10 protein-coding genes are annotated in these 12,761 nt (G+C 56.6%); 2 read left to right on the top strand and 8 right to left on the bottom strand.

Annotated features, from left to right (window positions below):
- Positions 1 to 7: 7 nt before the first annotated feature.
- The 5 genes from WG938_RS04940 to mqo form a co-directional block, all read right to left on the bottom strand.
- Positions 8 to 1,402: a cobyrinate a,c-diamide synthase gene (locus tag WG938_RS04940; RefSeq protein WP_339978123.1), complete on the bottom strand. Its 1,395-nt coding sequence runs from the start codon at positions 1,400 to 1,402 to the stop codon at positions 8 to 10.
- Complete coding sequence (gene cobO / locus WG938_RS04935; protein WP_339978122.1) at positions 1,396 to 2,016, bottom strand: cob(I)yrinic acid a,c-diamide adenosyltransferase; 621 nt, start codon at positions 2,014 to 2,016, stop codon at positions 1,396 to 1,398. Before cobO ends, WG938_RS04940 begins: the two co-directional genes overlap by 7 nt.
- A 24-nt stretch (positions 2,017 to 2,040) precedes the next feature.
- Positions 2,041 to 2,850 carry a vWA domain-containing protein gene (locus tag WG938_RS04930; protein ID WP_339978120.1) on the bottom strand — a complete coding sequence of 270 codons (810 nt, stop codon included), beginning with the start codon at positions 2,848 to 2,850 and terminating at the stop codon, positions 2,041 to 2,043.
- Positions 2,801 to 4,030 (bottom strand): ATP-binding protein, encoded by a 1,230-nt coding sequence (locus WG938_RS04925; RefSeq protein WP_339978118.1) that lies wholly within the window; start codon positions 4,028 to 4,030, stop codon positions 2,801 to 2,803. Before WG938_RS04925 ends, WG938_RS04930 begins: the two co-directional genes overlap by 50 nt.
- Positions 4,031 to 4,118: 88 nt before the next feature.
- Positions 4,119 to 5,615, bottom strand: a complete 1,497-nt coding sequence (gene mqo, locus WG938_RS04920) for a malate dehydrogenase (quinone) (protein WP_339978116.1) — start codon at positions 5,613 to 5,615, stop codon at positions 4,119 to 4,121.
- Positions 5,616 to 5,743: 128 nt separating this feature from the next.
- On the opposite strand from mqo, the gene WG938_RS04915 reads away from it, so the two are divergent.
- Entirely contained in the window at positions 5,744 to 6,790 is a 1,047-nt protein-coding gene (locus tag WG938_RS04915; protein WP_339978114.1) for an alpha/beta hydrolase, read from the top strand.
- 75 nt (positions 6,791 to 6,865) lie between these two features.
- Positions 6,866 to 8,299 carry a mycothione reductase gene (gene mtr, locus WG938_RS04910; protein WP_339978112.1) on the top strand — a complete coding sequence of 478 codons (1,434 nt, stop codon included), beginning with the start codon at positions 6,866 to 6,868 and terminating at the stop codon, positions 8,297 to 8,299.
- A gap of 78 nt (positions 8,300 to 8,377) precedes the next feature.
- On the opposite strand, the gene WG938_RS04905 is transcribed toward mtr, so the two are convergent.
- The 3 genes from WG938_RS04905 to WG938_RS04895 all read right to left on the bottom strand — a co-directional run bounded on the left by WG938_RS04905 (position 8,378) and on the right by WG938_RS04895 (position 12,727).
- The gene (locus WG938_RS04905) at positions 8,378 to 9,862 is read right to left on the bottom strand and encodes a cobyric acid synthase (protein ID WP_339978110.1); all 1,485 of its coding nucleotides are present in this window, start codon (positions 9,860 to 9,862) and stop codon (positions 8,378 to 8,380) included.
- A gap of 11 nt (positions 9,863 to 9,873) precedes the next feature.
- Positions 9,874 to 10,782 carry a type I methionyl aminopeptidase gene (gene map, locus WG938_RS04900; RefSeq protein WP_339978108.1) on the bottom strand — a complete coding sequence of 303 codons (909 nt, stop codon included), beginning with the start codon at positions 10,780 to 10,782 and terminating at the stop codon, positions 9,874 to 9,876.
- Positions 10,783 to 10,864: 82 nt separating this feature from the next.
- On the bottom strand, positions 10,865 to 12,727 hold the full coding sequence (locus WG938_RS04895) for a penicillin-binding transpeptidase domain-containing protein (protein WP_339978106.1): 1,863 nt from the start codon (positions 12,725 to 12,727) through the stop codon (positions 10,865 to 10,867).
- Positions 12,728 to 12,761 lie beyond the last annotated feature (34 nt).

The raw sequence follows: 12,761 nt of genomic DNA, 5'->3' as shown, positions 1-12,761 counted from the left end.
TGTCACTCTACCCCGCGCAGGTATCCACAAAGTGAGCAATAGCCTGTGGCGCGCTCACCGGATGGATATGCAGGTACGAAGCGTGGATTCGGCCGTCTGTAGAAACGATACCTTCGGTTGTTGGCGCACCTTGCCAGTCGTACCAGCCCCATGCCGGACGGAATCCGGCGGCACGCAGCTTGTCGACGCTGCCCTCAGTCAGTTGCGTCTTATGAAATTCATGGCCCCGGAACCGAGTCCCCGCCGTGGCCAATGCAGAGTCGGTCACGGCCACCGCATCTCGATACCCCAGGCTCAACCGGCTCATCACGGCGTCACCAGGCAATACGCCGCACATTGGATACCCGTCGAGTGAATCGAGCAGCCACAGCAAGCCAGCGCACTCTCCGTGCACGGCGATTCCCCGGGCAACGGCCTCGCGCACTTGCGCAGCCAAGTCTGTGCGCGCCCCAAGCTTGTCGACGTGCTCCTCCGGAAAACCACCTGGCACAACGAGGCCGTCGCACTCCGGGAAGTCGTCGACGAGTGGGTCGAAGACAGCTACTCGTGCACCACATGCTTCGAGAAGTTCGACATGTTCGGCGTAGCTGAAGGTAAAAGCTGGACCGCCAGCCATTGCAATTGTGGGGCCTGCCCCCGGCTCAGTGGCGGTTGACCTGCCCATCGCGGCCACCGGATCCCATGGCTCGGCAGAAACGGTGCATGTGGCCAAAGCCAAAAGAGCCTGGATATCAACATGCTCTTCCACGAGGTCTGCCATGCTCTGCACAGCCTCACACGCGACGCTACCGCCTTCGGCTGCAGTGACCAGGCCGAGATGTCGCGATGGCACCTCAACGTTGTCGACGCGCGGAATAGCTCCCAGTACTGGAATCCCCATTGCTTCAATGGAGCTGCGCATGATGTCTGCGTGACGTGGAGAGCCCACTCGATTCACGATGACGCCCGCAATGTGGACATCCTCGTCAAGCGTGGCAAAGCCGTGGACCAGTGCGGCCACAGACTGGCTCATATGGCGGGCGTCAATCACCAAGATCACTGGCATACCCAACAGGGCTGCGATCTCAGCGGTCGAGCCGTCTGCATGAAGCGGATCTGGCCCGATGCGACCGTCGAAAAGCCCCATCACACCTTCGACTACGCTGATTTCACAACCAGCTGAACCGTGAGCATACAAAGGGCCGATGAGGTCCTTCGTGCACATGAAGGAATCGAGATTTCGGCCAACACGCCCTGCAGCGAGTGTGTGATAGCCGGGGTCGATGTAGTCGGGGCCGACCTTGAACGGTGCGACCTCGGTAAATCGGGCCAGGGCTGCGATCAGCCCGGTTGCGATAGTTGTCTTGCCGGTGCCGGATGCTGGCGCGGCGATGACGATGCCTGGTGTGGCGGAACTTACCACTCGATTCCCTTTTGCCCCTTGCGACCTGCATCCATTGGATGCTTGATCTTCTTCATCTCAGTCACGAGGTCGGCAATCTCAATCAGTTTCGGATCAGCATCGCGACCAGTGATCACAACGTGCTGCTTACCTGGACGGCTCGCAAGCGTTGCGACGACATCGTCAACGTCAACCCAGCCCCACTTCATTGGGTACGTGAATTCGTCGAGGATATACAAGTCGTGGCGCTCTTCCGCCAAGCGACGCTTGATCTCTTCCCAGCCTTCAGCGGCATCTCGAGCATGGTCTGCTTCCGTGCCCTTCTTCCGCGACCACGACCAGCCCTCGCCCATCTTGTGCCATTCCACGGCACCGCCAACGCCTGTTTCGTTATGCATCTGGCCGAGACGCTTAAAGACTTCTTCCTCACCGATCCGCCACTTCGCGGACTTCACAAACTGGAAAATTCCGATACTTAGGCCTTCGTTCCATGAACGCAACGCCAAACCAAAAGCAGCCGTTGACTTACCCTTGCCTTCACCTGTGTGAACTGCGGTAATCGGTAACTGACGACGCTGTCGCGTGGTCAACCCGTCGTTAGGAATATTTGCTGGATCTACTTTGCCCTGTGCCATAGCTAACTATCGTAGCCATTTCCGCTAAAGCCCTGCGCGCACAACTCCCGCGACCGCATCCGCATTGAGCGCATCCAATGCCACGCATGGAGCTTGCAAATGCCGCGCTAATTCATGTGCCAGCCCCAATTTCACGCGACCAGATTCACAGTCAATGACCACAGCTCCTGCCAACCCCTGTCGACGAATCGAACCTGCAGCAGCTTTTGCACGCTGGAATCCACCGCGCCCGGTCGCGCGACCGTCAGACAGCACGACGAGCAGTGCTCGCCGACTGGGTTCCCTTCTACGCTCGCGAGCAATGAGCGTATCGGCTTCCAGTAATCCCTCGGCAAGAGGAGTTCGCCCGCCAGTTGGTAATCCGTCAAGACGACGAGCAGCAATGTCCGTTGACCGAGTCGGAGGCAGGACCGTCGTCGCTTTGTCACCACGAAACGTCACCACAGCGACTTTGTCGCGCTTCTGGTAGGCGTCGCGAAGCAACGAAGTGACGGCTCCGGTCACTGCGCTAAGGCGATCTCGCGCAGCCATCGATCCTGACGTATCGACGACGAACACGATCAGATTCGATTCGGTGCCCTGTCGAATGGCGCCGCGTAAGTCATCGGCGACAAGCGGCACCATGCCGCTAGTAACTGCAGCACCCCGTTCCGCCGCCGCCAACACCGTCCCGGGAATATGAATGCCATGGCCACTGGCAGTACTTCGTACGGTGGATCCCCGTGGTCCGAGTGCCTTTGATCGCCTACCGGCACTGCCCTCGCCAGCGCCTGGGACAACGAAGTCACGAACGCGGAAAGGGAGCGCCTGAAGAAGCGCTACCTGCCTTTCCATCAGACCCCTGGGAGGGTAGCTCTTTTGGTTCCGACTCTGCCGGATTGTGCGCAGAATCTTCGGGGTTCAATTCTTCCGGGATGGAATCAGGTTCCTGTGGCGCCGTCGTTTCAGTTTCGTCTGGGAAGTCGTCGCGAGCTTGCTCCATCGCATTATCGATCTGTTGATCATCGAGCCCAGGTTCATCAAAAGGATCGCGACGACGACGATGCGGCAGCGCCATTTCCGCCGCAATGCGAATGTCGTCGTCGGTTACTTGCAGCCTCGAATCTTCGGAGGCGTTCGGGGTGTCCTTGGAGCTAACCCTGGAGTCATCAGTGGAAATATCGTTCGCGTCAGTTTCGTGCGCCGCCACCCGCCACGCGGCATGCGCCTGAGCGGTTCGAGCAATGACCAAATCTGCACGCATACCGTCAACATCGAATGCAGCGCACAAACTCGCGATGCGTCCCAGTGCAACGTCGTCCAGCTCTACGTCCTGCAACAGCGTCTTCGCCCGCACGAGACGACGGCGTGTCGCTTCCTCAGCATCGGCGTACTGGCTAATGAAAGTACATGCATTGCTGTCGTAGGCCAATCGGCGTCGCACAATTTCCACGCGTGTCGACGGCTCCCGTGACGCAACAACGTCCACGGCCAGACCAAAACGGTCAAGCAACTGAGGACGAAGTTCTCCCTCTTCAGGGTTCATCGTGCCAACGAGAACAAACCTAGTTTGCTCCACGAATGACACTCCATCACGTTCGACGGTGATGCGGCCGGTTGAGGCGGCGTCGAGAAGCACATCTACCAAATGGTCCGGCAACAAGTTCACTTCGTCGACGTACAAGATGCCGCCATTCGCAGCGCTGAGTAGACCAGGCTGAAACTCTGCCTTTCCTGTAGTCAACACCGATTCAACGTTGATCGAACCGACGACTCGATCCTCCGTGGCTCCCAGCGGCAGGTTGACTAGTTGTCCATCCAAGAAGGGTTCCAGAGCCCGCACGGTTGTGGTCTTAGCGGTGCCCTTTTCACCACGAACAATGACTCCACCAATTTCCGGCGAGATCGCCGTGAGAATCAATGCGAGTTGCAGTCGCTCCTGCCCAACAATGGCGGTGAATGGGAAACCAGGTACAGCGCCTGCAGCTGTTGGGCGGGCCAAGGTATCTGGAAAGGAAGCGGTGTGCGAAGTCATATCAATAGTTGTACCCCACCACCGACCACAGCTTTCGCAGTGGTGATCAGTGATGGGGTACGAAGTATGCGCAAATACTTACCGAGTGTTAGCGCTCAAGCTTCAGTGCCTTCTGGGAGGCGTCCCATACTTCGCGGTACAGAGCAGGATCATCGTTGACGTTGCGTCCGTAGGAAGGAACCATTTCCTTCAGCTTTGGAGCCCAGTCGCCCATGCGGTTACCGAAGCAACGCTCCAGCAAGGAGATCATGACTGCAGGAGCAATCGATGCACCTGGGGATGCGCCCATCAGACCTGCAATGGAGCCGTCCTGGGAGTTCACGACTGCCGTACCGAATTCGAGGGAGCCCATCTTCGGGAACTTCTGAGGCTTGATGACCTGAACACGCTGGCCAGCGGTGATCAGTTCCCAATCCTCTGCACGAACGTTTGGAATGTACTCGCGCAGCGCCTCGACGCGTGCATTTTCGTCCTTCAACAGTTCGCTGATGAGGTACTGCGTCAGCGGCATCTCCTGCAGGCCGACGCCGACCATCGAAGGCAGGTTATGTGCACGAAGGGACTTGAAGAGGTCCAGGTTGGAACCCTGCTTCAGGAACTTTGGAGTCCAGCCAGCGTATGGGCCGAACAGCAAACCCTTTTTGCCGTCGATAATACGGGTGTCAAGGTGTGGAACCGACATTGGTGGCGCACCAACGGAGGCCTTGCCGTAGACCTTCGCATCGTGCTTCTCAATGATCTCTGGGTTGGTGCAACGCAGCCACTGACCCGACACTGGGAAGCCACCGAAACCACGGATCTCTGGGATACCGGACTTCTGCAGCAGTGGCAGAGCCTGGCCACCAGCGCCTACGAAGACGAACTTCGCACGAACGACACGCACGTCGCCAGTGTGGACATTCTTGACCTTCAGAGCCCACTTGTCGCCCTGGCGCTCAATGCCCTTGACCTCAGTGCCGTAGTTGATCTGAGTACCGTGGTCCGACATTGCAGCGAGATACTGCTTTGCTAATGCTCCGTAGTTAACGTCGGTGCCGTTAGGGTTCTTGATGACCGACACTGGCGTGGAGAAGTCACGGCCTTCAGCCATCAGAGGCAAGTACTCAGAGAACTTGTCGTTGTCCTCGATAAGCTCCTGGCCCTCGAAGAGAATGTGCTTATTCAGTGCCTCGTAACGACGGCGCATGAACTCAACCTGATCTGCCCCCTGAGCAAACGCAGTATGGTCCACAGCGTTAATGAACTCGCGTGGATCGGTAATGACACCACGATCAACCAGAGTCGTCCAGAACTGACGAGAAACCTGGAACTGCTCGTTGATCTTTACAGCCTTCGCTGACTCGACCTGGCCGTTCTTCTCTGGGGTGTAGTTCAGCTCGCACAGCGCGGAGTGACCCGTTCCTGCGTTGTTCCAAGGGGACGAGGATTCCTCAGCGGGCTGATCAAGACGCTCGAACACTACCTGAGACCACGTTGGCTCGAGCTCCTTGAGCAGAACACCAAGCGTCGCGCTCATTACACCGGCGCCGATTAGGGCAACATCAACTTCGTCACTAGCAGTGACAGGAAGCTTGCTTTCAGCCATAGCTGTCAACATCCTTCATGCTTGTTTTGCCGAGCAACGCCGGAGCGTTCTCGGACTGACACTCGATTTAGACTCTATTCTGTCACAACACGAGGGGTGCCCCTCGTAGCGAGGCTAGACTTGCAGGCATGATGAAGAACGAAAACGATCAAGTTACCCCCATTTGGGAAGCTGATATCTTGGGCGACGGATTCACGCAAACAGTTATTGACCTGGGAAATGACCCAGATGACGAGACTGACATTGCTGTAACCGTCGTTAAGTTTTCACCTTCACCGCTCACATCGAGCGACACTCCTGAGCCCGAATATGCTTCACGTCCGGCGGTGGTGTGGGTTCACGGAATGTCGGATTATTTCTTTCAAGACCACGTCGCCCGTCGTTTCCATGACAAGGGCTACGCGTTTTATGCTGTCGACCTCCGCAAGTGTGGTCGTTCGCTCCGGCCAGGCCAGCGCGCCCATCACATCACTAATCTTGAGCTTTACGACGTCGACATGAACGCAGCCATCGATGTCATACGCGAGGCTGGGCATCCGTCGGTGACTCCATTGGGCCATTCGACTGGCGGCTTGATCGTTGCGCTCTGGCTGCATCGCCTACGTTCCGCAGACCCGGATCGGTTTGGCTTTATCAATGTCGCCGTACTGAATAGTCCGTGGCTTGGCCTACAGTTCAAGAATCCGGTAGGCATCGCAGTCAAGGCACTAACCCGATTGATGGCCGTGATCCGACCTGACCAGCTCACGCCCGACAAGGGAATGAGCGGTTACGGCCAGTCAATTTCAGCTAGCCATCACGGCGACTGGGTCTTCGATGCAGTTCTGAAGCCAGTGGAAGGCCATGTGAAGACGTGGTCGTGGTTCCAGGCGATTCTGGCTGCGCAGGCGATCGTCGCAAAGGGGATCGAGATGGGAGTGCCTACTCTCGTTCTGCATTCGGATGCGTCAATTCTCGGCAAGCCATACTCCCCTGCGCTGGATACAGTGGATGCAATCCTCGATGCGGAACAGATTGCAAGCAAGACGCGTTGCTTAGGAAAGGGTGCGACGAATTTCGAAATCCCCGGTGCACGCCATGATGTGTTTCTGTCACGCGAACATGCTCGCGAACAAGCATTTGCTGTGACGTTTGACTTCTTGGAGTCGCACCTGACTACGGCGAGCTCGTCGTAGTTTCTTTTTCCGCAGCCTTCGAGGCCAGCCTTCAAGGCCGATTTCATTTAGTAATGGTTTCAATCAAGGAGAAGCATGTCTGCTGAGTCGTCTCGCCACTATGACGTCATCATCGTTGGTTCTGGTTCCGGCAACGCCATTCCATCCCCTGCCTACGACGGAGTTCGTATTGCTCTCGTCGAGGAAGGTCGGTTTGGCGGAACCTGTTTGAACGTTGGTTGCATTCCAACCAAGATGTTCGTGCTTGCGGCTGACGCTGCTCGTAATGTTGCGGAAGCTGCTCGCCTTGGTGTGCATGCTCATGTCGACTCGATTGACTGGCCGTTCATCCAGAAACGAGTTTTCGGCGACCGTATCGACCCTATTTCTAACGGTGGCGAGGCATACCGTCGCGGTGACGAGACTCCGAATATCGATGTCTACGATGGCCACGCTTCCTTTGTTGGGTCTCGCACTCTGCTGACCTCGCAAGGTGGCAAGGAATGCACGATTACTGCTGATCAGATCATCATCGCTGCTGGTTCTCGCCCATATGCTCCGCAAGTTGTCGAAGAGTCAGGTGTACGCTATTACACCAACAATGACATCATGCGGATTGAAGAACTACCGCGCGAAATGATCATTCTGGGCGGTGGCTTTATTGCCACCGAGTTTGCCCATGTGTTCTCGTCGCTCGGAGTCAACGTTCACGTCATCGTTCGTTCCGGGGCCATGAACCGTCAGTCCGACGAGGACATTTCTGCACGCTTTACAGAAGTCGCCTCGCGGTCCTGGAACGTGCATCTCAACACTTCCATCGAGTCACTGTCCGAGCAGGACGGCATCGTCACCGCAGCTCTTTCCGACGGCTCTACGGTCCAAGGTGGAGTTTTCCTCGTTGCAACGGGTCGCCAGCCAAACGGCGATCGCATGAATCTGGACGCTGCTGGTGTCAAGTACGACGGTGACCACCGGGTGATCGTCGACAAGCATGGTCGCACGTCGGCTGAAGGTGTATGGGCGCTCGGTGATGTATCAAGTCCGCATCAGTTGAAGCATATTGCTAACCACGAGGCGAAGGTTGTCTTCCATAATGTTTTGGAGACTGCCAAGGCAAACGATGTAGACAGCGTGGACTTGCGCAGCTTTGACCATCGTTACGTCCCGTCTGCTATCTTCTCGCACCCACAGATCGGTCAGGTCGGCATGACTGAAGTGGAGGCACGCGAGTGGGCAACTGAGAATGGCACCGAGATCACCGTCAAAATTCAGAACTACGGTGACGTGGCGTACGGCTGGGCGCTGGAAGATAAAGACGGTTTTGCGAAGCTCATCGCAGATAAGAAGACCGGTCGCCTGCTCGGTGCCCACTTCATTGGCGAGCAAGCCGCTACCTTGGTTCAGCAGTGCATTCAGATGATGGCGATGGATCTCGATGTGCGCGACGTGGTGGAACAGCAGCACTGGATCCACCCAGCGCTCCCAGAGCTCATCGAAAACGCCATCCTCGGCCTGGAATTCGACAACTAGCGTCAGTGTCGACGGTGGCTAGTTTTCATCGCCATCCGTCGGCACTCCAGTTGGAGCTGGTAGGGCGGCCGCGCCCTACTACCCCAGCTCTGCAATTCCAGTAGCCTGCGCTAACGCTGACCCGACGAGATGCTCTTCGATGGCATCCGCAATGAGGTCGAGTTGGCGCAGGCGTTCTGCTGCAAAAGATGTGTCCGGTTTGATCACGAATCCGGTTTTGCCAGCTTCCCGGGCCACCTGAGCAAGCCACTGGCGACGGGTATCGTCATTCTCCATGAGACCATGCCGGTGGGTGCCCCTCACACACCCACGAATGGCACCTTCACCATGTGGCCACTGCGACTCGGCAGAACGAATGACGTGGCCGTGGTGGACCTCATAAGAACCATCGTCGTGACGCACAACCGTCTTTTCCGGCTCAAACTTGATGTCAACATCAAGTAATCCCAGACCAGGTACCGTGTGTTCACCGTCCGCAAGCGCTGCTGCTGATTCGACATCATCAGCAATGGTCTTACACAGCATTTGGAAACCACCACAAATCCCCAAGATTGGACGGTCGTCTGCAGCTCTGGAAATTAAGGCATCCGCGAGTCCGTGCTGTCGTAACCACGCAAGATCACTGACTGTCGCCTTCGAACCAGGCAGCACGACGACATCCGCCTGCATAACTACAGTCGGATCGTCGGTCCATTCAACACGCACTCCCGGTTCCACCGCGAGCGCTTCAACATCAGTGGCATTTGAAATTCGTGGCAACCGGATCGCAGCAATTGACAAAGTTTCGGTGCCAAGTGGCAGCGTCGCTGGCCCAACTCGCCCACCGGTTACCGTTCCAAGCGAGTCCTCTGCGTCAACCCACAGCCCTTGCACAAAAGGCACCACGCCGATGACCGGTAGCCCAGTCTGCTGCGTCACCACATCGAGTCCAGGCAAGAGTAACTGAACATCTCCACGAAACTTGTTCACGATAAAACCGGTCAAACGCGCCCGATCCTCGTCACCCACAATTGCGTGCGTTCCCACAAAGTGGGCCAACACCCCGCCACGGTCGATATCGCCCACGACCACGACCGGGATATCGGCCATCTCGGCAAGCCCCATATTTGCGATGTCAGAGTCACGCAAATTCACTTCCGCGGGACTACCAGCACCTTCGCACACGACGACGTCGTAACGCTCCCGCAAATCCTGCAGCGTTTCCGCAACGATTCCGCGCAATTCTTTACGACGACGCCGGTACGTCATCGCCGACACGTGCCCGCTGACGTGTCCGCGCACGACAACCTGGCTGGTGTAATCAGAACCCGGCTTCAATAACACCGGGTTGAAATCGACGTGAGGTTCCAGCCCGCATGCAAGCGCTTGCAGCGCCTGCGCGCGTCCGATCTCGCCACCATCTGGTGTTACCGCGCAGTTGTTTGACATGTTTTGCGCTTTGAAAGGCGCAACCCGCAGCCCTCGTCGTGCGATCAGGCGACATAAGCCCGCAACAATGACGGACTTTCCGGCATCAGAAGTACAGCCAGCGACGAGAACGGCCGGAGCAAGTGAAGCTGCCATAACGTGCGAGATTAGGCAGGCTTCCAGCCCGTCAAGAACTGACCAGGCAGGTTCTCTTCGTCTGGAAGGGTCAAAATGTCGTATCCCGTATCTGTAACCAAGATCGTGTGTTCAAACTGTGCGGTCCATTTGCGGTCGGTCGTTTGTACAGTCCAGGTGTTATCCCAGATCTCGTAATCCAGGCCACCGAGATTGATCATTGGCTCAACTGTCAATGTCATGCCCGGTTCGAGGACGGTGTTTTGCGACGGGTCGTCGTAATGCAAAACAATCAGTCCGTTGTGGAACGTCGTGCCAACGCCGTGCCCGGTGAAGTCACGGACGGTGTTGTAGCCGAAACGGCGGGCATATGATTCGATCACGCGACCGATAACGTTAATCTCGCGACCTGGCTTGATGGCCTTGATTCCGCGCATCATGGCATTGTAGGTGCGCTCGACCAAGAGCTGATGTTCCTCGGATGGCTCTCCAGCGAAGAAGGTCGCGTTGGTATCGCCGTGGACACCATTCTTGTATCCGGTGACATCAACGTTGACGATGTCGCCTTCCTCGATAACCTGGGCATCCGGGATACCGTGACAAATAATTTCGTTCAAAGAGACGCAGCAGCTCTTCTCAAAACCCCGGTAACCAAGAGTGGATGGGTACGTATCGTGGTCGAGCAAATACTCGTGGACAACACGATCAATGTCATCGGTAGTCTTGCCAGGTTCCACAGCCTTGCCAGCTTCGACCAAGGCGTTTGCGGCAATACGCGAGACCTCGCGCATTGACTCGATATCCTCTGCTGTCTGAATCAGTGACTCGCCTACGCCTTCGGCAACTTCGTCTTTCCAGGCATACTCTGGTCGCGCAATATGCGCAGGTACTGTACGAATTGCCGTGGACTTCTGCTGTGTAAGCGGTGCGCGATTAGTCATGAGGCACACCATACTCGCAACCACAAACTCAGTTCGCGTTAACCCTGCTGTCCACTGACAGCACGAGTTTCACGATGCTGAGCTAGCCTTCGGCCGATTCACTGGCGTCAAGGTTAGACAGAAACGTGTCGGTAATTGCGACTGCATGTTCCGAACCGCCACCATGGACAACGAGTGTCGCAAAGGCGATGTCATCGCGCCAGCCAGTAAACCACGCATGCGAGCCGCCAGAGACTTCAGCCTCACCGGTCTTTCCGTACACTTCGCCACGGCTAGCAATGGCAGTAGCAGTACCCGAGGTAACTACCGACCGCATCATCTGTTTCAGGTTCTCCTGCAACACCGGATCGAGCCGCTGTGCTGAAGAAGAACTCAACGTGCCTGCAGATGGCACCAACTTTGGCGTTGGAGTGCTGCCATGTGCGACAGTTGCCGACACCATGGCCATGCCAAATGGGCTGGCCAAGTCGAAGCCCTGACCGTAACCGGCGTCGATACGCTCCGCGACATCCTCTCCGTCAGACACAGAGCCAGTGATAGTTTCCAATCCTGCGATTTGATAATCCACACCAATGCCAAAGTGCTTCGATATGTCTTTCATCTCGCCCGGTTTCATCCGATACGCGATATCACCGAATGTGGTGTTACACGATCGAGCGAAGGCATCCTGCAACGATGTATCGCCAACACCCTTGCCGTTGTAGTTCGTGACAATACGAGGGCCAATCTCCATCGAACCTGGGCATGGCACTGTTGAACCTGGCGTTAGCTCTTCGTTCTGCATTCCTGCCGCAGCAGTCACAATTTTATACGTCGAACCCGGTGGGAATTGGCCAGTCAGAGCCAAATTGCCCTTCTTGTCCGCCTCCCCGGTCTGCGCAACCGCCAGAATATCGCCTGTCGACGGCTGCACCGCCACCAGCATCACTTCTGCATCAGAGCGCGTATCGACGGCTTGTTGTGCAGCATCCTGCACCTTCTTGCTGATCGATGCCTTGACAGCCGGCTGGACCTCAGGGTCCACCTGGTGCAGCGTATCCAGTTTCACACCGTCCGAATTGGCTGCCACGACGCTCCAGCCATTCGTTCCTGTGGTCTTCTCCTGCACGACCGATTCAATCCGGCTCATCAAATCAGGCGCAAAAGCTGGGTCCGGACGAACCATCGAGGTTTCGTCATTGACCGTCACTGCGTCCAACTCCATGAGCTGATTCCGAACGCTCGGTGGCACAGACGACGGCAGGACAATAACTGAAAATGCACCAGACCCGCCTTGAGCTTGTTTGCCCAATGACTTTGCATCCACCAGTGATGGACGTCCTCCCTCGGGAGGCAGTTCGTTATTCACGATGGTCGCAATTCGGTTAATTGTGCCCTGGACATCTTGAGTCTCATCCCGATTGAGGACAACTCTATGGACAATGCCAGGCTCCAAAAGTGTTGTGCCATCTGAGCCAAGAACAGAGGCTTGTGGCGCTTCAACTGCGCGAAGCTCTGGATGCTGGTTCCGGCCTAATTGAGGGTGCAGCACAGATGGTGCCCAACGGACTGCCCACTCGTCTTCTGTGCGAGACAACCGAATAACAGATGTGTATTGCCACTGACGATTCCGTGGCAGGCTCCACGTCATATCAACCTCTACGGTGGACTGGGACCCATCACCATTAATGCTTGAGGACTGCGCTCGAAGCCCCTCTGCCTGCAAGCCATCCCACGCCGCAGTCAGGTCTCGACGCGCATCCGAGGTTCGATCTGTAAAGCCAACCGCGGTCTCAATATCACCTGCAGACAACGCTTCAAGGAACTTTGACAGCACCTCTTCGCCCATATCTGGGCGTGGCGTACACGACACTGCAGAAAACACCAATGCAATAGATGCGACCAGCGCCGACAATTGCTGGACAAGCGTGTAACCTTGACGCTTTCGCACTGCGTTTTCCCTCATGTGGGGAGGCTAACACTTCACCCGGATCGAACCC

The sequence above is a fragment of the Corynebacterium sp. H113 genome (assembly GCF_037572315.1).
Classification (GTDB): Bacteria; Actinomycetota; Actinomycetes; order Mycobacteriales; family Mycobacteriaceae; genus Corynebacterium.
Note: the sequence above shows the minus strand (reverse complement) of the source record. Positions and strands in the feature narration are given on the sequence as shown.